Source organism: Pseudomonas hormoni (genome assembly GCF_018502625.1).
Taxonomy (GTDB): domain Bacteria; phylum Pseudomonadota; class Gammaproteobacteria; order Pseudomonadales; family Pseudomonadaceae; genus Aquipseudomonas; species Aquipseudomonas hormoni.
Window position 1 is genome coordinate 4,009,900 of sequence record NZ_CP075566.1, and the last position, 22,874, is coordinate 4,032,773.

Sequence of the window (22,874 nt, forward strand, 5' to 3'; positions counted from 1 at the left end):
AAATTCCAATTTGCACTGGCTCAGTTTTAAAACGGCTGGGTGGGTCATTTTTCAATCAGCGCCGAAGTGTCAGGAGCTTTTATGGAAAGAACGACCTTGCCAGCAGCGATCATTCTCGCTGGCCTCTCAATCGGGGTAAATGCCGAAGATGCCAAGCCGCATGGATTCATAGAAGACAGTCAGGCCACTGTCAGCAATCGCACGTACTACTACTCGAACGACAACCGAGACGGTGGGCTCGACCAGCGCGAAACAGCAACGGCGCTTAAGTTCGCGTTCACATCGGGCTTCACTCAAGGCACGGTAGGTTTTGGTGTGGACGTGGCATCGCTGGTGGCTGTCCACCTGGATGGGGGCAAAGGTCATCACCCCGACGCGAATACTTTCTTCCCCAGCGACAGTGACGGCTCCGCAGCCCATTCATGGAGCAGAGTGGGCGGTACTCTGAAGGCACGCCTCTCAAAAACAGAGTTAGGTGTCGGCAACATCTTCACGCCCAATCTGCCCATCCTCGTCGCTACTGACTCGCGGCTCGTCTATCAAAATTTTGGCGGCGGCATCCTCACCTCCAAGGAGATTGATGGGCTGACGTTAACCGCCGGCAAAATTGATCAATCTTCAGGTCGAGCCACCAGCAACTCCACTGGTCTAGCTATAGCAGGCGGTACCAAAGACTCGAACGATTTTCGCTTTGCCGGTGCAGACTGGAAGGCAACGAAGGATCTGACGTTTCAGTACTACTTCGCCAGACTCGAAAACTACTACAAACAAAATTACCTCGGCCTGGTACACGTCCTGCCGCTAGGAGATGAGCAGTCCTTCAAAACTGACCTGCGCTATTTCGATAGCTCTTCCGACGGAAAAAACGGCGACGTCGGGTACCGTTTCAACAACAACGGAGGCTTCGCCAAAACGCCCGGAGAAGTCGACAACAAAACCTGGAGTGCGATGTTCACTTACAGCTTTGGGGGCCATGCAATCCTGCTCGGTCATGAAAGCGTGAGCGACGATGGCGGTTTTGTGTGGCTCAACCAAGGCAACGTTGTAGACGGCCGGAATCGTCCCGAGGGCAACGGAGGCACCGCGTTCTATCTGTTTACCGACGCCATCGTAGGCAACTTTTCTCGGGCAGGTGAGCAAACGAACTTCGGCCAGTACTCCTATGACTTTACGAAGCTGGGGATACCAGGCTTAAAAACCTCTATCTCGTACCTCAGGGGTGACGATATTAAGGATGTCGCAGGTGGCAGTGATCACAAGGAATGGGAGCGAGACATACGGATCGATTACATCATTCCATCAGGGCTGCTGAAGGGATTCGGGACAACGTTGCGCCACGGCACCTATCGCAGTGATGGCTCCGCATTACCTGACACAGATCAGACACGCCTGATCTTCAACTACAGCTATTCGTTTCTTTAGCACTAAATGTCCTACGCAAAATTAGAACGGGAGGCCAATGCCAAAAGGTGACCCGCTCCACGGAAATGATCCAGTGGTCGTCTCGCGCGCTAGACGACATCGTCTGCAAAATCCCATGTTCCGCTCGACGGAAGTGCCATGTTGACGTGTCGTCCACGTAACGCCTCCTCTAAGCGGGTGAGGCTTCTGGCTTTAACTGCCAGAAGCCTACGTCACCGCCCCACAGCTCGCTGACGATACGGTAACTAACATCATTTCTAAAAACCCGAATAAACAAAGACACCAAGACAATCCCCTTATGCCGAGGCCAATATCTTCGATTCAGGTAGCTTGGAAATTCTCGGTTAGTCCTGGATCAGATCTACTTAGGTGGTGAAACGCGCAAATCGTAAAATTGTTGAATTTTTGCGTCAGCCACAACTCCGTACGTTATGAACGTAAGGAGGACCTATGGCTCGAACAGATATTTTTATCATCGAGTACAAGCTTCATGAGAAATCGAGGTCTTTTATCATCCGCGCGCAAAAGATGAGCAATGGTGATGCGTGGCATTGGGCGGCCTGTGATGCAGGAATTGCCCCCATACCTAAACCAGGCAAACCACCACTGAAAGTCATTTCCAAACCGCAAGCTGAAAAGTATGGAATTACAGAGGTGAGATGGCGCGAAACTGCTGCTTTAGAGTGGACAGGGGTTTCATGATGAACGCGAGTCCGATTGCGAGTCAGACTCTATGGAGGGAAGGATCCCGTACCTGGAAATCAATCAATGCCGTTTTTAACCTTTTGATGCCGCCGGATCCGCGCATCTTGGGTAGGTTCGCTCCTCCTGTATTTTTCCATCAGACGTATGAATTTTAAGCGACGCCGTTTTGTCCTTCAGAAATACTGCGGCAACCTCAATAAGCTCAGCCTTGGTTTCAGCCGCTTTGAGTACCTTAGCATCCCCCTCCTTTGTCAGTTGCCAGCCTTTGCCAGTTAAAACAATGTGATAGTTATCCACGTTTTTCTCCAATTATTGAGTACAGCATTTTTGCAAATGGCTTAGGCAGGTTTCAGCAATTTTCACGGTGAAAAATCTCGGTTTTTTGTACTCGCCAAGCGCATCCCCTTGTGTAAATTCTCAAGCAGTCAATCGTGAGAGAGGGCCGGCAATACAGTAGTTCCAAGTATTGACGCGCCTGGATACCGCCAACCAGTGCCGGGCCTACCCACCCAACCCGCGCCCCCTGGCGTCATTCGCGAAAGCGGTCGCTCAAAAAAATTTCACCTCGATCACCCTTCGCAGGATTCACCAAGCTTAGATGGCAAGCAGGAGAGCAGGGATTTCAGACTTGCCACAGAGATCGCGGAGCGTTGAAATCTATAAACAGAAACATCGAATGCGCAAAACACCTACAGAGGATGAACGCACCGTATCGGATGCTTCCCGCCAATTTTTCTACTTACAATGGACCGTCCATAACTGATCCAATCTTGTCGTGAAACTCTGGCTCATCATCTCCCGCCGCATCCCCCAGTCTGGATTGCTCGGCACGCTGGCGGTACGCAGCGTTCCCCTGCCCCACCGCCCATTTATTTGGTCCAGTACCGCCATTATTCTTGTAGCTTCGGCGGGCTGTGAGACAGCGAACAAGTCGTCCGTGTATTCGCCTGGCTGGCAAAGATTGAGCAGCATGACTTCCGCCTTGCTGAACTTGAATCCAGGGCGATACACACGCTCCACCGCGTCTACTGCGGCCTTGGTCAGCAGCCTCACATCGTCAGTGGGATACGGTAAATCCACCACCAGGCCATTGGCGAACTTTGCTTCCTCTGGATTGAACATGCCGGTGCGGATGCTGACCCGAATCTTCTTGCAGACTGATCCCTGAGCACGGAGCTTTTCCGAGGCGCGCATCATGTACGTCGCCACCGCTTCTTTAATCGGCTGCAATTCCGTGAGGCGTTTCCCAAACATTCGACTGCAACAAATCTCCTGCTTCGGAGGATCAGGTTCATCCAGTTCAAGGCAAGGCGTACCGGCCAACTCCCTAGCTGTCTTTTCAATCACCACACTGAATTTACTGCGAAGCATCCACTGATCAGCCTTAGCCAAGTCCATCGCCGTTTTGATGCCCAGTGCATCCAAATGCATTTCCATGCGCCGACCTATTCCCCATACCTGGGACACATCGGTATTACGCAGTACCCAATCACGCTTGAATGGATCGCAGATATCCACGACCCCACCCGTCTCCGACTGAAGCCGCTTCGCAGTGTGATTAGCCAGCTTGGCCAATGTCTTCGTCCGGGCGATCCCCACACCTACTGGGATACCTGTACCCCGCAGAACTCCGCTTCGTATCTGGCGTCCTAACGCATCTAGATTCGATATACCCGTAAGATCAGCGAAGGCCTCATCGATGCTATAGACCTCCACCGCCGGCACCATGGTTTCGATCAGCGACATCACTCGCTCGCTCATGTCGCCATACAGCGCGTAGTTCGAGGAGAAGGGAACGATGCCGTGCTGCTTAAGCTTGTGCTTTATCTGGAAGTACGGCTCCCCCATTTTCACGAAGGGTTTGGCGTCGTAGCTTCGAGCGATGACGCACCCATCGTTATTGCTCAAGACAACGATAGGCACACGAGCCAAATCAGGACGAAACACCCGTTCGCAACTTGCGTAAAAGCTGTTGCAATCAATCAGCGCAAACACCGGTACCTGCTTAGACATGGCTGCGCACACTGCTTGTGATCACGCCCCAGATGGACAACTCATCTCCCTCAAGAACGTACCGGGATGGATACTTAGAATTCTCTGAGTGAAGGATCATTTGAGTGCCGCGTATGCACAGCCGCTTGCAGATGGGCTCATTGTTGAGCAAGGCGACAACGATGTCGTTATGGCCCGCTTCCAGCGCGCGATCCACGATCGCTAGATCGCCGTCAAAAATTCCGGCCCCCTGCATGCTGTCTCCAGCAATGGAGACCAGATACACATGCGGCGCACGGATATTCAAAATCTCGTCCAGGGAAATATGCTGTTCAATGTGGTCAGCAGCCGGCGAAGGAAAGCCTGCCGGCACGCGAAACGAACACCGAGGGAGCTTGATGCCGCCTTCGATGATTGGACCCAGGATGGTGAAGCTCATGGCGACGCCTTCTACAAATACTGTATTTACATACAGTAAACGTCGAAGCGTGTTTGTCGTCAATTTTTCATGAAGGACTTTTCGATAAGCGGAGGACTGCTTCAGTCAGTGCTAGTCTTTTCTCCTTCTATGAAGGAGCAAGCTCATGCCAACCAACGACCTGATCCCTTCCCTGCTTTATCGTCTAAACGAAAACCAAATCGCGATCGCCGCGGCTGTCGAAGAGCTTGCCTTGTGCGTAGATAAACTCGGGCATGCCACTGTTGCCGACAACGTGCGCGGTGCCTTGGCGACGCTGGACTTGAACCTGGCGCATATCACTCGCGGGATTGCGGATTTGATGAATGATTGAACGCTTGGGTAGTCGGTAAAAAACACGTTAGATAAGATGAAAAAGCGAGGAGAAACAAAGAAAAAACCCGCGAGAAACGCGCGGGCAAAAAGGGGATGAAAAGAGGAGTTCACAAAACGCAGAGCATTTCACAGTACAGCCGATCTGAAGCAAACCTCAGCTTAGCGGGTTATTCGATCTTCGCAGAAAACTGCGTTTTTTATTGCGCCGACCACGGTAACCTCATCAATTGCTTCGACACATTTTGAAATCACAATCTCCCTGCATTCACGCGCATCAGTCGTAGGGCCCACGTCGCGCGAAAGCGACTTGTGTTTTACCTAGGACCTTTCCCCCTTCCGCCCACATCGCGCATATCAATCCCCACGTCGCCCGAGCGCCCCATGAAAAATACCGCTCGTTGGCAGTTGCGGCTTCATTTGAAGGGCATGCACCTCGCTGGTCACCATTCGGCAACGCCGGCAACACACAAATAATCCAAGGGCTAAACTGCTTGTGGATATTGGAGATCTGCAATGGCGCACCGAAAAAAGCTCCGCACCAGGGTCAATTTGATCTCTACAAACCCTGAGATCCCTGAGATCCCTGAGCCTAAAAATTCCCGGCACCACTCATCCAAGATGAAGCTCGACCTTGAGACACTCCTAGCCGATACGCCCGAGCACAGTATCGACTTTGATTGGGAAACTATGCAGCCATTTGGCCGTGAATTTCGCTGAGCCGATGTCACGCGCTTAACATTCCCACCCCTAGCAACCCTGGCTTCTCTAGTGAGCCGCATTAGAGTCATGCTGGTCCGCCGAGCGGTGCTGTTGCAGGGAGTGATTCGATTCTGCGCTGGGAGCCGTGCAGTTACTTCTGGAGAAAACCGATTTTCAATCGGCAAGGTTTTCAAACCAGTGGGTGTCTGAATGTGCGCCACCAAATAGGGCTTCGAATTACCTCCTAAACCATGGATATGAACCGGCCCGGAAAAGTTGATTGCATCGAGTAACGCCTGGACGGTATCAGGATCTGGATCAAACACATCCAGCGCCACTAGCGAACACCCCTTATCCTGCATCGCACTAGCGGGATGTGGCGCTTGCTCCCATTGAATCAATGTCGGGGCTGATCCATCTAGCGGTAGGTGGCCATCGGATGGAATGGTGGTCCGCCAGGACAACGTACCTCGGGTCATGGGTTCGGGTTCTCCGACAATTGCGCGACAGGCTTCGCTCATCGCATGGATGTCGTCAGTGCGGGCAACCCAGGTCGCCAGACGTGCTGGCGTATTAACGGCCAATTGATCCATACCAAACCAACGAGGCCGGCCCGGAAGATTGGCAGACGGGTCCACGGCAATCACTTCCAGATAAGTTTCCGGCCCCAGACGTAGCAGCCGATTGTGGGTGCCCATGCGAGGATGCATGCCGCCCGGTTGAAGTTCCACGCCGAGCGAGTTGGTGACGAAAGCACAGCCGCTATCGAGATCGGGAGCGACTATAGCTAAGTGGTCAAGGGTGGTCCCAGATGCCTATGTTCGATCACGCCCTCGGACACAGGCACGCAGCGGTGACGGGCAGTCACGAATCGTGAGGCCGACTTGCCACAAGATCTGATGCTGGGATTTTGTACTAGTGTACGCATGACAGCATTACCCAATCTGCCTGTCGCGCCAATGATGAGAATTTTTGCCATGATATCTTGCTTTCCAATCTTGGTATTCAGGAGGAAACCCATCATGACCAAAGCATTAAGGATTACTTTAGTCCTCAATCGGTAGAATCAGCTTCAACCAAAAGCTTGAGGTAATCATGGAAACACTGGGTAATCTCGAATCCTTCGTCCGTGCCGCAGAAGCCAGCAGCTTTTCCGAAGCAGCGCGGCGCTTAGGGATTTCCTCAGCCGCGGTCAGTAAAAATGTGGCGCGACTTGAAGCCAATCTTGGTACGCGTTTGTTCCACCGCAGCACGCGAAGCCTCACCCTCACCGAGGCGGGAGAGTTGTTTTATCAACAAGTCGCGGAAGGCCTAGAAACCATCCAGGGGGCCGTAAACCAGCTTGGAGAAGCACGAAAAGTCCCCGCAGGGCGATTGCGAGTCAGTTTGTCACCGTCTTTCGCTTACGATTATGCATTGCCATTGCTCAAGACCTTTATGGAGCGCTACCCCGCCGTAGTGCCGGATTGGCAGCTAGAAATGCGTCGCGTGGATTTGATAGGTGAAGGTTTTGATGTCGCTATTGGTGGCGGCATGGAATTGTCACCTGGCGTTGTGGCACGAGAACTGGCCAAACTTCATCTCGTGGTTGTCGCTGCTCCGTCATGGCTGGAAGGTAAGCCGCTACCCATTAAGCCCAGCGAATTGCAGGGAGTTGATGGCATCGTAATGCGCTCGACTAGCTCGGGACGTTTGCTCAACTGGACGCTTCGTGATTCAACCGAAGGACGGGTCGACATCAATCTAAAACCGGTGGCGATCATGAACGACCCGGAAGGGTTGTGCAGATGTGCTGTGATGGGGTTAGGTGTCGCACTCCTTCCTTTGGATCGCGCGTGGCCTTGGTTGCAGCGCGGTGAGCTGATTCGATTATTGCCTGATTGGTATGTGGATCTAGGCGTGGTCTCGATTTACTACTCTTCTAAAAAATCTTTGCCTGCCAAAACAAGAGTGTTTGTCGACTTCCTGTTGGAACATTTTCAAGAGTCACTCTGCCAACACTTACGAGCCGATTGACGCCTACTGCAATTAAGCCAGCATGGATCACTACACGTAGTAATTCAGCTTTGCTTTCCCCCGCTTTCGACCAAGGGAAATTTTTCCAATCGCGCAACCTTAGTTTTCAAATTGGATGAACCGCCTTCGCGCACTCGCGTGTAGATGCCGAAGACTTTGCCAGACTCTTCAATTTCCGCTTCGTAGGCCTTTGGCGCTGTGCGACTATGGAAAATAATTCGATATAACATGGAATTTAACTCGCAGGTTATTCCTCCTTGCGAAACAGTCGACTTGTATTATTCAACTAGTGGTACAGCGCAGTACCGACGGTCATATTTCCGCACATTTCGGCACCACTCCATTTGCCCCCAAGCTAGACTTTTGATGAATATGCGGAGGTCAGCCATGTCGCGCATCCAAAAGAAAATTACAGGAATTAGAAAAACAACCAAACTGAATGAATTTAAATACTTAGATCTATGGAAGTCTTTTAGATCCTCGCTTGGAGCAGAGCTTGATTTGATCATATTGCTAGCAGAAACACCAGAGAACTGCGTCGACCTTGATTGGGAGCGAATGCAACCTACAGACCGAGAACTTTGATGGCGCAATTCTATGGTGGTTCGTAGAGTTGTTTTTTATGACCATAACTTCGATGGTAATCGCTTCCATTAGAGACCGTTATGCAAGGCAATCCCCTAAACCAAAGTGGAGAGTTGATATGAGTGGCCTTAACGTGGTGCTGGCAAGAAACACAAATGATGCAGCGAAAAGCATTGGACCGTACTCTCAGACCGTTGCATTCTCCCATTATAATTACATCTCAGCTCAATTACCGCTTGATCCAGCATCGGGGAGGCTGGTATCTGAAAATGTGATTGATCAAGCCAAGCAATGCTTCCAAAACATAAAATCGATTTTGGAAAGCATCGGGCATTACATGGACGACATCATTAAAATAACTATCTATTTAAAAGACATTACCGACATCAACTCTGTGCACGAAGTATATGCCACATTTTTCCCCAACTACGTCCCTGTTCTCACAACGATCGCAGTTAAAGATCTGCCTATGGACGCATCAATTCAAATTGAAGCACTTGTGTCTAACGGTGAAGGTACAATTCCAGGGGCGCCTCAAGCAGGAAATTTAATAAAGACATCTAGGAATACGGACAGCGCACCATCGTGCCTTTTATTTTCTCAATCTGTAGCCTTCTCGCACTATAACAATATCTGCGCTCAACTTCCCATAGACTCAGCAACGCGAAAATTGGTGACGGGAGGAGTAAAAGAACAAACCACGCAGTGCCTAAAAAACATTCAAAATATTTTAAAGAACCTGGATGTACCGTTAGACGACATTGTAAAAATAAATATATATCTTACATCCCTAGCAGATATCGATGAGGTCGATACAGCTTATAAGGCATTTTTTCCTCACTCGGCGATCGCTAGGTCTTTGGCCTATTACCCCGCGAGAGCAGTTGTTTCAGCCTTGGCATTGCCCATGGGTGCATTGGTACAGATTGAAGCTGTCGTATCACATGGGAATGGTACGCCGCCGCAGCGTGTTGAAGATAGGCATGGCATAGTGATAAAAGTGAACAACGGGGCAGAGGCACCGACCCACTTCTTATCTTCGCAATCCGTTGCCTTCTCTCACTACAATCATCTATCAGCACAATTACCTTTGGACCCAAAAACTGGGGACTTGGTCGGTGGCAATGTAAGGGAACAGGCGAAGCAATGTCTGAATAATATTAAGGCAATCGTAGAGAGCTTTAACCACGTGATGGGCGACGTAGTGAAGATCAACATCCACCTCAAAAACTTCGACGATATCGAAGCTCTCAATGAGGTGTACTCGACATTTTTCCCAGGCGGCGTCCCAGCTCGTACAGTAGTAGGTGTAACGGAACTACCTCACAATGCCTTGGTTCAGATTGATGTAGTGGTATCAAATGCGGAAGGAACACCTCCAAAGCTATTAAAGTAATTTATTTCAACATGGACTTATCTTGGAGAAACCTATTGGGACCTAGGCACGGTATTCATACCGTGCTTGGGTTGGTGGCGAATGCAGGGTATGTATAGCCTGCCCTCCTCCCGGTCGTTGTTCTGAGAAGCAAAAGCACGACTGAGGTAAAAATTAGCATCAGGTGTAATAATTCGCTCTAACATTTCCGTGTATAAAAACAATATTCAGTATTCTTTCGATGTATGCACTGCCGATTAAAATATTGTTAAACCCTCACTGATAGGTGACGCAAATACAAAATCCTGGCCCATACTTTCCTCTCGCCTGATCCACACCTCGTTGTCATAGAAGCTCTCCAAAAATGCCTCCGCAGCAACGTACCAATGCTGCTCTCCGACATTTTTCTTGGACCTTCGTGTTTATCAGGATTGAACTGCTGTTTGTCTCGATTGGGGTGGTCTATAGCCGTTGAGAAGGGAAGTTCACCAGTTTGCCGATTGCTGGCGGCCACCGCACACACACTGATTTTCTAAAGGTGGACGCATGAAAAAGCTCACAACGGCATTTGGCGCTCCTGTTGTCGACAACAACAATACTCAAACAGCAGGCGCCCGCGGCCCTGCTCTCCTTCAAGATGTATGGTTCCTGGAAAAACTTGCTCACTTTGACCGCGAAGTGATCCCTGAACGTCGTATGCACGCCAAAGGGGCAGGAGCCTACGGCACTTTCACTGTGACTCACGACATCACGCGCTACACCAGGGCAAAACTGTTCTCGCAGGTTGGTAAAGAAACACAGATGTTCACGCGCTTCTCCACCGTCGCCGGCGAGCGCGGCGCGGCCGATGCAGAACGTGACATCCGTGGTTTCTCGATGAAGTTCTACACCGAAGAAGGCAACTGGGATTTGGTGGGCAACAACACTCCCGTTTTCTTCATTCGGGATCCACTGAAATTTCCTGACCTGAACCACGCCATCAAACGCGACCCACGCACCGGGCTGCGCAACGCGAATAACAACTGGGATTATTGGACCTCGTTGCCGGAGGCGCTGCATCAGGTCACGATCGTCATGAGCGATCGCGGCATACCCTCCAGCTTTCGCCACATGCACGGTTTCGGTAGTCACACGTTCAGCTTCCTTAACGCCGCAAATGAACGCTTCTGGGTCAAGTTCACACTCAAGACCCAGCAAGGGATCAAGAACCTATCGGATGCCGAAGCGGGACAACTCATTGCCGGAGACCGTGAGACCCATCAACGCGATCTGTACGAAAGCGTTGAGCGGGGTGACTTCCCGCACTGGACGCTGTTCATCCAGGTCATGCCAGAAAATGAAGCTGGTAGCTATCACTTGAACCCGTTCGATCTGACCAAGGTTTGGCCGCATAAGGACTATCCACTGATCGAAGTTGGCGTGATGGAATTAAATCGCAACCCGGAAAACTTTTTCGCAGAAGTCGAGCAGGCAGCATTCAACCCTGGCAACGTCGTCCCTGGCATCAGTTTTTCACCGGACAAGATGCTGCAAGGTCGGTTGTTCTCCTACGGTGACGCGCAACGCTACCGTCTAGGCGTCAACCACTCGCAGATCCCAGTCAACAGCCCGAGGTGTCCGGTCCACAGCTACCACCGTGACGGCCCAATGCGCGTAGATGGCAACATGGGCGGCACGATTTCCTACGACCCGAACAGCTATGGAGAATGGATAGAGCAGCCGGAGTTCGCGGAGCCGCCGCTGAGCATCGAAGGTGCTGCCGACCACTGGAACCATCGGGTAGACGATGATTACTACTCGCAGCCTGGTGATCTCTTCCGTCTCATGACTCCAGAGAAGCAATGGCTGTTGTTCGAAAACACCGCACGCGCTATCAACGGTGCGTCGGAAATGGTGGTCGAACGCCACATATCAAACTGCACCAAAGCTGACCCAGCTTACGGTGCAGGAGTGAGAGATGCGATTGCGCGGCTTGGGTAAAAGCTGAAAGAGGCCATTGAGGCGCCAGGACAAGAAACTGGCGCCCGCTATCTTAGTGCTTCTGGAGTTCTGCCGAACGAAATTCGCCTCTACCCAAAAGCTACTATCGTTGACATGGCTACCTTCACTCAAACTAACCAAGGAGATGGACATGACGAAATCAAGCGGAGGGAAAGGTGGGTCCGCACCGACCAGCAAAGCAGGTGGTTCAAAGGCACCGCCAGTAGCAAATCTGCCAAGCACCACTGGTAAACCCTCAGGCGGTGGTCGAGGGAACGCTCCTGCTAAAGGCAAGTAATCTTGGAGTGATAACTACAAACTGGCCGCGCTTCTGGCGGAAACGCGGCTCATCTAAGACTCTTTAAGACACCGCAATTAACGGCGTGGCCGCTTCCTCTCCAACTGCTAGCGCAATGTCACCTTCAAGTTCCAGCTTTGCCCGCTCCAGCAGTTCTGCCGGTAATTCCTTCTGCACTGAGACCCCCAGCTCCCTGAATTCCGACGCTTGTTTGATGAGGTTACCTTTACCGTTATAGAGCTGGCCCAAAGCCTTTGAGTAAGTGTCTTTGGCCTTATCCAGCTGGGTGCCCACCGCCTGCATACTGGTCAGGAAGCCGTTGAGCTTCTCGTAGAAACGCTGGGCTCGGTTTGCCAGCTCCGCGGTGTGCTTGTTTCGATCTTCGAAGCTCCACAGCTGCTTGACGATCTTCAGGCTGGTCAACAAAGTCGTCGGCGTGGCCACCAGGATGTTGCGTTCTATCGCGCGCTGGAATAGCGATTCATCGTGGCGCAGCGCTTCAACGTAGGCAGACTCGATAGGAATAAACATGATCACGACTTCCGGCGAATTCAAACCGGCAAGGCGATGGTAGTCGCGGTCAGCCAGCTCATTAATCCGATCACTGACGGCAGCAGTGTGGGCGGCCAATGCCTGTGCCCGCACAAGATCATCCTCGGCATTGATGTAGTCGGTGTAAGCGACTAGCGATGTCTTGGCATCGATGATCATGTGCTTGTTCTGCGGTAGATAGACGATGGCGTCCGGACGCTGACGGCCTTCTTCAGTGTTGAAGCTCACCTCGCGCTGATAGTCAATTCCAAGTCGAAGGCCTGAGTTGTCCAAAACATTTTCCAGCATCAGCTCGCCCCAGTTGCCCTGGACCTTCTTCTGGCCGCGCAAAGCAGTGGTCAGCTTTTCCGCTTGATCAGTGATGTCTTTGTTCAGGACTTGGAGGTTCTTCAGCTCGGTACGCAGTTCAACCCGTTGCTCGGCATCCTTGGTGTGGATGTCTTCAATGCGCGAGCGGAAGCCCTTCATCTCAGTTTGTAATGGGGCAATCAAATTGTTGATGCTTTCTTGGTTCAGCTCTTTGAAGGCCTTCCCCTTGCGCTCCAATACTTCGTTGGCCAGGCGCTCGAATTCCTTGGTGAGGCTCTCCCTGTTTTCATTCAGCTGCTTGAATTGCGCGTCGAAACTTTGCTGCTTTTCCTGCAACGAGGTAGTGAGTTTGACGTGATCGTTTTCCAAGACCGCGTATTTTTCATTCGCCGCTTTGAGATCGGCACGAGTGGTTTCCCACCAGCTTTTATAGCTATCCAGCTCATTAAGTTTTTCCTGCAACTGGGCCTGAACCTGCGCGAGGAGTTCTCGCGCCTCTCCCAACTGGGATACGGTCTGTTTATGCTGGGTTTCGACCGTCGACAGTTGAGTTTCTAATTTCCCTCGCTGTTGATCGCGCTCAGTCAATCGCTCAGTGAAAGTGACAGCGCTGCTGGTAATTTGCTCTTGCAGCTTGGAAGCGGTTTCCTGAGCCTTGGAGTTGCTTTCACGGGCTACCTGTTCTGATTGTTGGGCGCGTTTTAGCTCGGCTTTATGGTCAGTGATTTCTGCATCCAGCTTGGCTATTTGGTCCTTGTTATTGTCCCGATCTGTCTCCAGGCGTCCGCAAGCGATATCCAAAGCTGCCTTTTGCTCGCTCAGTTGAAGGAGCTTCGTCTCCTGGAGAGCTAGTTCAGCTTTCGCCTGCTCTAAACTGGAACGGGTGACTTCAAGATCCGTACGCAACTGTTGCTGGTTGCGCTGTGCTCGCCAGCTGGCAAGCGCCCATGCGACAACTAAAGTGGCTAGAGGTAGTGCGATCAACATCCATTTTTGCTCCACGATGAATCTCCTGCACCTAGGTTGCTTTTAAAACATTCGTCCTCCGCCGACGGCGATGACGCCTCACTCTTTTCCTACCCGATTTCTGTGCCTAACCAATGAGTACGCCGATCCATAATTTGGGGCGCGCGCGATAGCATGTGCGGTGATCGAAATTACCAAAAACTGTGAGTGCAGTGCCGAGCATAGACGACAAATTCGCCGTAGTAGCCTAATGCTTTTTTCTAGGCCGAGCAGGTAGCTCATCCTGGTTCGCCGCTTGCAAATTGCTGGTAAATGATCGATCCGTCGATGCAGGTTTTTGGCTTTTGTCAGCAGTCCTTCGAGCTTTCGCGGCAAGCATTTTTTCATTGAGCGCGGATGCTAATGGCAACCGCCCCGCTGGATCAGAATCGAATCAATGGGTCGGGCCGTAACCATGGCCGGTGGTAAACCAACATGATTCTCCTTGGGCATTCCCCATGGTTAGTAGGCCCGATTAAATCCTGAATCAACTACGTCTCTGAACGAGATTTACGAGATCGGCAGAGCCAAATTGCCATTACATCGCAGATTGATTTGCCTGATACTGCGCGCCGTAATTCGGCCTTAATCAGGGACCAGCTCTCATGGACGACTTTTTACAAACAGTAGCTCTTCTGCGAGCAAGGTATCAGCGCCCGGCAGGCTTCAACCTTTTCTCCGTGCTCCGCAGCTCAAGTGACGAGGTTCGACTTCACTCCCGCTTCCTTGCGTTCCTGCTTGATCCAAAGGCTACTCACAATCAGGGGACAGCTCTGCTGAATCTCCTGTTGAAGCGCTTGGGCATCCAAAACTTTTATCTAGAGAATTCGATCGTCGAAGTCGAGTATCGGAATATCGACATTCTGGTCCGCAACCAGTCTAAGCAGGCAGTGATCATCGAAAACAAGATCTACGCCCGCGACCAGGACGAGCAGCTGTGGACCTACCACCAGCGAATACAAGCGGAAGGCTATGACAAGATTTGGACCACGTACTTAACTCTGGATGGTTCCGAGCCCAGTAAAGAGAGTCGCAAATCTCTGTCGGTAAAACTCATAAGCTACGAAGCTGAGATTATTGCCTGGCTGAAGGACTGTGTCCCGCTGATTGCCCGTGAGCCCGGGGTGCGAGAAAGCGTTTTCCAGTACATCGAACTCCTTCAAAAGCTGACATCCAGCGACCAAGGCGAGATCTACATGAGCAAGCTAAAAGAACAGATTCTGCTCGGCGAAAATCTCTTCGTAATTGCAGATATCAACCATGCGTTCAAATCCATACTGGCCGATCTACAACTCGATATTTGGGAGCGCATGGTAGCTTACCAAACCACTCAGTATGCGCAGCTCGGTAAGCCCGAAATTTCAGCCACGAAGGAGGCGGTTTCCGCCTATTACAAAAAGGCGAAAAACAGCAAATTCATCGGCCTCACTTTCCCCTTCACATTTATGAAAGGGGGGGTGTATATCGAACTCAATCACCGTCTGTACGTTGGCTACTACTGCGACGGCGTTCAGTTTCCGGAAGACCGGGAACGCCTATTGATGCTAGGGCGAGAATTCACACTCACCAGTCGCAAATCAAGCAACCTGTTCTGGAGATTTTCTAAATTCAACGTGAATCTAAATGCCCCCTCAAATGAGGATTTGGCGCTGCTGCGAGACCCTAATATGAGGGAGTCGATAGCAGTCAGCCTCATCGACGATGCGCACGATCTGTGGCAGCGAGCGCACGAGCGTTTCACCTAAGGCTTACGCTAGCGCATGGTGATGTGCATTAGGGGCAATTGCGCCGCTTAAAGATGTGCGGAAATGATCGTCTATTTGCTTGGCTCGGGAGGCGTTTGAGGTGGCGCGTAGCCAAGGCATTTAGTGACCTGTGATTTATATGATCCCTACGTCTGCAATAAACAGTTAGCCAGCGTCGGATCTGCACCAGATGGGGATGGATTCAAGTAGGAGTTTTCCATGAAAATTCTTGGTCGGAGTCCATAGCCACAAATAAGGCCGCGTCGACATGCAACCGAGTTCTTTTACTTGGACTGAACCTGAACAACTGCCCCTAGCTGATCAGGCTTGCCGGCCAGGATCACCAAATAGCGATTCTGCTCAGGCACATCGTTCTGCACGATCTGCCGGATAGGACCAACTGCATTGACGACTGCCGAACCTGCCGGGTTGGTCATGAACGCAGATAACGGTTGAAGGGTACCGCTACCGTCGGACTTGTCAGACAGCGCCAAAATGTAAGGCTGCTTAGGTTCGAGCCCCGTCACAGCAGCTTGTAGTACCTGAATCAGTCCTTGATCGAATAGCGCGACGCTGGTTGGTGGCTGATCAGCAGTTTTACCCATGACCTGTAGGGTAAGGTGCGCTGCCTGCCCTGCCACACCCAAAGGCTTGAGGTTGTCGATACCCGTCCCAGTCGTGACTGCGTTGGGCACATAGGCAATAGCCTGTGGTGCTTGGCCTATAGGAATATTGGCTACTACCTTGTTGCTCAGTGTATCGATCACCGCATACGCATCGGCATTTTCCAGCTCTACGTAGATACGGGTTCCATCGCCGGATGGCCACACTCCGTGAGGAAGATTGCCGACGGGAATAGTTGCTACCTTCTCAAAATTGTCCGTGCGATAAACCTGCACCTGATTCAACCCACCAACAGTGATATAGGCAAATGAACCGTTGGCGTTGTTGACCAGATTGACATGGTTGGCGATGGGACCGATATCCAGGGTCTTGAGTGGCTTGAAAGGTGGAGTAGCTTCAAACACCTGAACTTTTCCCGTGTCCTTCAAGGTGAACCAAACCTGCTTGCCATCAGCAGATGCGGCGATGTTTGGGCAGAACGGGCTTACCTGTGGCACATGACCAACAATTGTGTGGTCAGCCACGGAAACCACTACTGTCTCTGGAGTGAACGAAGAACATACGTAACCGTACTTGCCGTCTGGGGAAAAGATCTGCATGCCGGGACCTACTGGCGTCTTGATCCTCATTTTTTCTTGGTAGGTTTTCACATCGATCACCGACACGTAATCCTCGCCGCGTACCGTCACCCAGACTTCCTTGCCATCAGGCGTAAAAAACGCTTCGTGAGGCGCCCGGCCGACATAGGTCTTGTGCTTGACGGAGTTGGTCTCCGTATCGATAAACGTTACCGAGTTGGTGCCGACTGACACCACCACCAAGGTCTTGTGATCAGGTGAGAACCCCAAGCCGTGCGTTAGCATTTCTCCACGATAGAGCGGGCTGAGGTTTGTCGGTTGGGGATCGCCTAAGAAAATCACACCGAGCACTTTGTTATCGACTGGATCGGTTACAGAGACGGAGTTCGAGAACTGCTCTGCTGCATACATTCGGTCTTGATGGGTGATGGGGATATCCTGCGCAGATGCCTTCCCAGGTATTTGCCACGCGAAACTGACTACAGAACCGGACAGCAAAACCGGAGTGATCAAAGCTATCAGGACCGCCGGGAGCTTCATGAGTACCTCTCCTACTTTTGATGGGCTGGGTTTTGCGGCTCAGGGTTGAGTCACTGCGGGAATCTGATTAGGAGAAGCGACTGACGCTGGTAGCGGAGCACCTATGGCCAATTGCATTGCTGCGATTTCCTGTTGCTGCTCGACGATGATTTCTTGGGCAAGCCGTTTCAGTTGTTCGTTATTCCCATATTTGAGCAGGGCCACCGCCATGTCGATTGCGCCTTGATGGTGTGCACTCATCATGATGACGAAGTCATGATCGACGTCCCCAGTAGGCTCGACCTCCACTCCATTCATCATCTTTTCCATGGCGATGCTGTTTTCACTAAGGAAGGGCGTTTCTAAGCTGGAGTGGTTGGACGGATCAGCATGCTCAGTAGCCTCATGAGCAATAGCTGGGGACGCCGCTATCAGGGTAAGAATTGAGAAGCTAATGCGGATTTTGTGAGCTAAAAAGATCGGCATGACGGATCCTCAATTTGAGCCCACAAGCAGGATGAACGAAGGAAGCCTTCACTCGACTCCGTCAAGATATGCTCCTTATGAAAAACAGTGCCAAGCGACGTGTTCTTCGAAAGTCATCCGCAGCCTATCCGGTTTGACTAGAGCGCAAATGGATCCATATTTTGTAGAACTCGTCGGCTATAACGCATGAATCTTCATATCGCCGTCACCAGATTTTGTCTACTGACAGGAATAACAATGACCGCTCACTACGTGCAAAATAATAAAAGGGCTTAGCCTGCCCATAACTTCGAGTAAAAGTCCCCCTCTTGTATCGCGGTCATCGAACGTACCCGCGAAAGGGTGTAGGCGATGCCCATTGCGGCGTCGTCTCACCACGGCTAATAGTAAATTTATGAACGCTGCCGCCCATCACTCATAGCATCACCTCACCGGAATCGGCACTAGGCTAAAAGGTAGGTTTTGCCTGCGTCGTTGCAGGAGACTCCACAATCGAGGCTATCATCATGATCAAAGATGGCGTTGGTGACATCGCGGCTGCGTCAGTGAACACCGATTTGGACACCGTTCTAATATTGACAGCTGCCGGCCAATCCACAGCCTCCGCGGTCGAGTCGTCACGCATATTGACGATCGAATCCGTGCGGAGTCTTCTGGAGCAGCAGCTTGGGAACAAAAGCGCATCCGTCATTACGCACAAGCTAGCCACGTCCTCTGTGGTATGTGCTCCCGCAGCGTTGAGTTGCAAAGCGAAAAGCGGCAGGCGTGTCAGGACCACTTGAATCAGTACCGTGAAAATGCAGGCCCTCAACGATGAAAAATGTCCAAGGCCTGTTTCCGTGTGCGAGTCTGATAGGCTTTGCTTTAGCTGCCATTAGCAATAATGGCAACCAGTACTAGGGCTGCTGAATCCGAAGGCTAGAGCCAGAGTTCGGCTCCTAAGCCACTGAGACGGTCTACACCATCAACGCGCCCGGCAGAGCAGGTGCACGTTGAAGCTGCCATTCGATTTGTCGGCGTGCTGTGGAAATAATATCTGTAAACAACAGGCAGCTGACTCCTGGCTCCATATCTCGTGTCGGGAAGCTGTCAACCCGCCCTCCTATTACTAGGATTTTTATTGGCTTAGCACTGTACCCAACAAGCTCGTTCCGATACCTAGTTGCTTGCTGATAATCCAAATAGCTCAAAGGATGCGAGGGACGCTTGAACTCGATCAGCAGGAACTCTCCCACCAAGCTTTCATTCAACAGTAGGTCTGGACGGGTCGTGCCTTGCGCGCCTGAGTATTTCTGTTTCAGCAGCTCCTCAATCTGCCGTTTCAAAGTGATGTTGGAGCTGAATACGGTGAATGCGGCACCCAGAATCCAAAGATTCACTTCTATTGCCTTGTGTACCGTTGATTCGAGGCAGCTTTCATTTCGAACCAAGCGCTCTAGATCGTCCAAGAACTGCAATCTGGCTCTTGCTTGATCGACCAAAACGGCCATATCGGCGAGGCCAAAGCTCTCCAGCGCGTCAGCAAGGTTAACGACATCGCCGCGATTTGCCTCAGCCAAATGCTCGATGATAGAGCGGTATTCGGTACGCTCAACAGCCTCAAGTACTACATATGCGAGAGCCTCTACTTTGTGAGCAGGTTCGTCATAGTACTTTTTCAAAACCTTTTTGATTGCTCGGTCTGCGAACTCGCGTTTGTGCTGAGGCAGTTTTTCCAATCGACCGGCGACCGCCTTTTTCAAGCGAGCATGCGCCATCCGCATTTCCATACCGTGAGTAGCACGGAAAGCCTCAACCAAATTTCCCTGCACGAAAGAGAGGATCTGTAAGTAGGCCTCGCTGTTTTCAATTACCGAGTCCCAACCGGCTGTCACGTAGTCCATCAGCCCATCAGCCTCGACTTCGCCATACAGTTTTCTCAGTAGACGAGCAGGTATCTCATCGCTGTTCTCCAGCCCAAAAAAACCAGGCTTGCCGACAGCTTTTCCTTCCACCATAAGGGTAATGCCTGGGCGCCTTAAGCCACTTTTCTTTTTGCTTATCGCAAAACGGAGAATTGCCTCCCCCACAAAAGGAAAAGTACCCCGCACCTCGGTGAATTCGCCTTCGAGATCATCAATGCCTAGCGGCTTGCCGTTGATGATGATTTTGAAGTCCTTCTGTCGACCGTACTCCATGATAAGTTCTTGGCGGAGCCGATCAGCGCTTGGGTAACGAAGTCCTTGTCTAAGGTGGGTCAGAGTCACGCATGTTCCATGCTCTTCTGAGCTGCATTCGCTAACCTCCAGCGGAAGCGTCAGATGCTCAATATCAGATGCAGACTCAAGATCCTCAATACCCAACACAAATGAAATTTTTTGCCCACGAGCCATTGTGGTGAGACTCATCACCGATGCGGACATCAGCCCAGCAAATTTTCCGATCCCCTTCTTACCTTTTATTGGGCGCCGCTTTTTTGAAGTACGCCCATCAGTCCGCATCCGTCGATCGGACGCAATTTTCAGATAGTGGGACTCCAGCTCCTGCCGAGTCATGCCGTTACCATCGTCACGTACAACAATAGGGGCATCGGTCAATGGCTCAGGTAGTTCTATAACCACCTCTTCTGCATCAGCATCCCATGCGTTATCCACAAGCTCTTTGAGAGCTTTTTCTGTCGTTGAGTAATCTTGGCTGAGCAACGTTGCCAGTCGGGAGTCAACCTTAAAATTCGCTTGCTGCATCTCGCATTCCATCATGGAAGGTTCTTGGCTCCGAGCACATCAACGACATGCACAAAGGCTGTATCAGGACATTCTACACAGGGATGGCCTAATGATGGCTCGCCGCACCTGTAAAGACGACATCTAGATTTCGCCTCCTTCTTTAATGAACTCACTCTACGACTTGATACTGATTCGCGTTGGCAGGGAACAAATCGAATCTTCAAACTTGCTTACCAGCAAAATTGGCCTAACGTCACTGAATTCAAAATGAAACACAAAAAAAATGACGCAGGATCAATTAATGACAAACTCACTTCTACTGAAGCGATCACTGAAATTTCTTGAACTGAGTGGTGTGGCCTTAGCTAATCAGCTAAGTGAATCCCGTGAAGACGGCAAGCGCACAGCTCCTGAAACGGTCAGTCGATGGCTCAGTGGGGTCAACCCTATTGAACCTTCACTCATGCTCTGGGTGACAGAATTAGTCCGCAACAAAATGCGCAGCCAAAAGCAGCGTTTGATCCGCCTGCCTACAAATGAAGGCCTGGTGATTGCCGTCGCAAACCCGAAGGGTGGAGTAGGCAAAACTGCGGTTGCCAAAAATCTCGCGGTCATTTCCAAGTTTTCAATGAACATGAAAACAACACTGATTCAGGCTACTACCCCGGAGAATAAGGAAGTCGTCGCCGGCGAGCTTCGAGAAATGCAGGATTTGCGCATCAACTGTCCAGACCTGACGCCTGATGAGGTATTGGTTTACCGGCCAGAACCTGGCGAAGTTGTGATTGTCGACGTATGTACGAGCCTGTCATCCCAGCGCACAGATACCACGTCGAAATCTGAGCCATTCCTGAGTCAATTCCAGCCCGATATGTATGTTGTACCAGCTGACTTCGACAGTCCCCAGGAGATCGCGGCGAGCGCCCGCTTTGTTCAATCCGGTGTGATGCAAAGCCAAATTCAACTGCTGCATCGTCCTCGTTTCATGAAGACTGATACCGCGACCAGAGTCGAACATGAAGGGCTGGATCTGAGGAGCAAGATTTTCTGCCCATTTTTCATTCCTCAGACTATTTCAAGCAGGAATCCGAGATCACGTCATGCCTTTGAAAAATGGCAAAATGACGATCAAGAATGGCACTTCAACAATTTGTTCGAGCACCTGATCACAAGCATGGGTGGCACGTTCAAAGATGCATATTCACTACGAAGTGAAATGAAGACCATGGGCTTGGAGGAACTTTTGAGCCTAGTTGAGTAAAGACCCCGACCCGGCGTTCAGCATAATTGGCAGCCAGCCCAAGAAAAGCTTCGCCTGGTAGCGTTCCCGTAGGGGTAGATTGAATGCTTACCTTCACATAACCCAGGTACATCCTCTGCCCGTCACTTTTCCGTATGTGACGCAATTTCGAGAAGACAGCGCCTTTGAATTGACCGGAAAGGCCTCTGCCAGCGTCCTGAATGGGAATGGCACCGAGCCGCTTCGCGGAAGCGGGCCAGCATCTCCTTGGGGTGGTACTTAGTTTCCGTTCAAGCCGCTGTCGCGCGTCAAGAGGCGGCGCTTCCAATGATTTTCCTTCAGCCTCATTTCCTCTTTACCAGTGTGCTTATCCGCGATTTCAAGGATGCTGAACCTGAAATTTTCCGCGAAATCTTTACCCCGCTTGGCATGCAAATCCCTGATTCGCGTGTTATCACCATGTCCATTATTGGCATAGTTGCACCATCGATCCCACAAGCCTTCTGTACCCGTCGCAGACCCCACGTAAAGCAGTTCTTCATCCTTCGTACGATCTGAGATCAAATAAACGCCTGCAACGCTGGACAGCGCCGTTTGCCAAGATTCCAGCCCCTGCTTCACGATGATTTTTAGCTCTTTGTGGCTAATGTCCACTTCCTTGAAACCAGGGAACCGACCGACCGTCATTTTCGATTCGAGAATTGCCGATAGCTTAAGGTCCTGGTAGCAATTTTCGAGCAGGAGATAGTTCGCCCGTGGCTTGGAGTATTCCATGACCAAGCGACCCTCCAGCTCAGCGAACTCACTGCGCTTTCGGTAGCTGTAAATGTGATTTTGCTTACCCTCCTCATCCAACTTGGTTTCAATGATCTTCAACTCATTGTAGACGCCGGTCATAAGCCATCTGGGGCTTCCAGGGATTTCTACAAAACCAATGAGAAATTCCTTGGTGAAATTGTCGCGCGTTTGCGAGGACTGCCATTCATCAAACTCACCTGCTAGGTACACGTCCATAGGGTGTTCGTACTTGTTGTGCTGTGCGAGGTGAATCTTGGTTTTCTTAGGCGTGAGATCGGACAGGATGCTGGTCAGCAGTCGCATTAACATTGGGTGACTCGAATGATTTTTGCGGAAGGCAACTGTCAAGGAACGCATGAACTGGCGCAAGGCCGTGACGTAGAAAATCGATTACAACTTTTCACTCCCGCCTGCCTCCAATGACATGTGGTTTGTTTCTCCCGACAAC

17 protein-coding genes and 1 pseudogene are annotated in these 22,874 nt (G+C 51.1%); 9 read left to right on the top strand and 9 right to left on the bottom strand.

Annotated elements, in window-relative coordinates; all coding sequences use genetic code 11:
* Positions 1-81 precede the first annotated feature (81 nt).
* Together KJF94_RS18685 and KJF94_RS18690 are read left to right on the top strand one after the other, a co-directional pair.
* Entirely contained in the window at positions 82-1,422 is a 1,341-nt protein-coding gene (locus KJF94_RS18685; RefSeq protein WP_214377774.1) for an OprD family outer membrane porin, read from the top strand.
* Between the two features lie 450 nt (positions 1,423-1,872).
* Positions 1,873-2,124 (top strand): DUF6555 family protein, encoded by a 252-nt coding sequence (locus KJF94_RS18690; RefSeq protein ID WP_214377776.1) that lies wholly within the window; start codon positions 1,873-1,875, stop codon positions 2,122-2,124.
* A 75-nt stretch (positions 2,125-2,199) separates the two neighbouring features.
* Here the strand turns inward: KJF94_RS18690 and KJF94_RS18695 are convergent, their stop codons facing one another.
* From KJF94_RS18695 to KJF94_RS18705, 3 genes are all read right to left on the bottom strand, one after another.
* Positions 2,200-2,424: a DUF2188 domain-containing protein gene (locus KJF94_RS18695; protein WP_214377778.1), complete on the bottom strand. Its 225-nt coding sequence runs from the start codon at positions 2,422-2,424 to the stop codon at positions 2,200-2,202.
* Between the two features lie 438 nt (positions 2,425-2,862).
* On the bottom strand, positions 2,863-4,140 hold the full coding sequence (gene umuC / locus KJF94_RS18700; protein WP_214377780.1) for a translesion error-prone DNA polymerase V subunit UmuC: 1,278 nt from the start codon (positions 4,138-4,140) through the stop codon (positions 2,863-2,865).
* Positions 4,133-4,558 carry a LexA family protein gene (locus KJF94_RS18705; protein WP_214377782.1) on the bottom strand — a complete coding sequence of 142 codons (426 nt, stop codon included), beginning with the start codon at positions 4,556-4,558 and terminating at the stop codon, positions 4,133-4,135. The genes umuC and KJF94_RS18705 overlap by 8 nt, the downstream gene beginning before the upstream one ends.
* 145 nt (positions 4,559-4,703) lie before the next feature.
* Between KJF94_RS18705 and KJF94_RS18710 the strand changes: the two genes are divergently transcribed.
* Positions 4,704-4,910, top strand: a complete 207-nt coding sequence (locus KJF94_RS18710) for a hypothetical protein (protein ID WP_214377784.1) — start codon at positions 4,704-4,706, stop codon at positions 4,908-4,910.
* 484 nt (positions 4,911-5,394) lie between these two features.
* Here KJF94_RS18710 and KJF94_RS18715 read toward each other — a convergent pair.
* A pseudogene (locus KJF94_RS18715) lies at positions 5,395-6,399 on the bottom strand (VOC family protein); the annotation flags it as partial.
* A 307-nt stretch (positions 6,400-6,706) separates the two neighbouring features.
* On the opposite strand from KJF94_RS18715, the gene KJF94_RS18720 reads away from it, so the two are divergent.
* The 4 genes from KJF94_RS18720 to KJF94_RS18735 all read left to right on the top strand — a co-directional run bounded on the left by KJF94_RS18720 (position 6,707) and on the right by KJF94_RS18735 (position 11,567).
* Complete coding sequence (locus KJF94_RS18720; protein ID WP_214377786.1) at positions 6,707-7,627, top strand: LysR family transcriptional regulator; 921 nt, start codon at positions 6,707-6,709, stop codon at positions 7,625-7,627.
* A 387-nt stretch (positions 7,628-8,014) separates the two neighbouring features.
* On the top strand, positions 8,015-8,212 hold the full coding sequence (locus tag KJF94_RS18725) for a hypothetical protein (RefSeq protein WP_214377787.1): 198 nt from the start codon (positions 8,015-8,017) through the stop codon (positions 8,210-8,212).
* Positions 8,213-8,330: 118 nt separating this feature from the next.
* Positions 8,331-9,608 carry a RidA family protein gene (locus KJF94_RS18730; RefSeq protein ID WP_214377789.1) on the top strand — a complete coding sequence of 426 codons (1,278 nt, stop codon included), beginning with the start codon at positions 8,331-8,333 and terminating at the stop codon, positions 9,606-9,608.
* A gap of 525 nt (positions 9,609-10,133) precedes the next feature.
* Entirely contained in the window at positions 10,134-11,567 is a 1,434-nt protein-coding gene (locus tag KJF94_RS18735) for a catalase (protein ID WP_214377792.1), read from the top strand.
* 361 nt (positions 11,568-11,928) lie between these two features.
* On the opposite strand, the gene KJF94_RS18740 is transcribed toward KJF94_RS18735, so the two are convergent.
* Positions 11,929-13,728, bottom strand: a complete 1,800-nt coding sequence (locus KJF94_RS18740; protein WP_214377794.1) for a DNA recombination protein RmuC — start codon at positions 13,726-13,728, stop codon at positions 11,929-11,931.
* Between the two features lie 608 nt (positions 13,729-14,336).
* Between KJF94_RS18740 and KJF94_RS18745 the strand changes: the two genes are divergently transcribed.
* Complete coding sequence (locus KJF94_RS18745; RefSeq protein ID WP_214377796.1) at positions 14,337-15,476, top strand: PDDEXK-like family protein; 1,140 nt, start codon at positions 14,337-14,339, stop codon at positions 15,474-15,476.
* A gap of 284 nt (positions 15,477-15,760) precedes the next feature.
* Here KJF94_RS18745 and KJF94_RS18750 read toward each other — a convergent pair whose 3' ends face one another.
* The 3 genes from KJF94_RS18750 to KJF94_RS18760 form a co-directional block, all read right to left on the bottom strand.
* Complete coding sequence (locus KJF94_RS18750) at positions 15,761-17,218, bottom strand: YncE family protein (RefSeq protein ID WP_214377798.1); 1,458 nt, start codon at positions 17,216-17,218, stop codon at positions 15,761-15,763.
* Positions 17,219-17,257: 39 nt separating this feature from the next.
* A complete protein-coding gene (locus tag KJF94_RS18755; protein WP_214377800.1) occupies positions 17,258-17,683 on the bottom strand; it encodes a DUF305 domain-containing protein in 426 nt (141 codons plus the stop codon).
* A 956-nt stretch (positions 17,684-18,639) separates the two neighbouring features.
* A complete protein-coding gene (locus tag KJF94_RS18760) occupies positions 18,640-20,406 on the bottom strand; it encodes an ATP-binding protein (protein WP_214377802.1) in 1,767 nt (588 codons plus the stop codon).
* Positions 20,407-20,689: 283 nt separating this feature from the next.
* Here KJF94_RS18760 and KJF94_RS18765 point away from each other — a divergent pair, with 283 nt between their 5' ends.
* On the top strand, positions 20,690-21,649 hold the full coding sequence (locus tag KJF94_RS18765) for a ParA family protein (protein ID WP_214377804.1): 960 nt from the start codon (positions 20,690-20,692) through the stop codon (positions 21,647-21,649).
* A gap of 258 nt (positions 21,650-21,907) precedes the next feature.
* Here the strand turns inward: KJF94_RS18765 and KJF94_RS18770 are convergent, their stop codons facing one another.
* Positions 21,908-22,783 carry a GIY-YIG nuclease family protein gene (locus KJF94_RS18770; protein WP_250548179.1) on the bottom strand — a complete coding sequence of 292 codons (876 nt, stop codon included), beginning with the start codon at positions 22,781-22,783 and terminating at the stop codon, positions 21,908-21,910.
* Between the last annotated feature and the right edge of the window lie 91 nt (positions 22,784-22,874).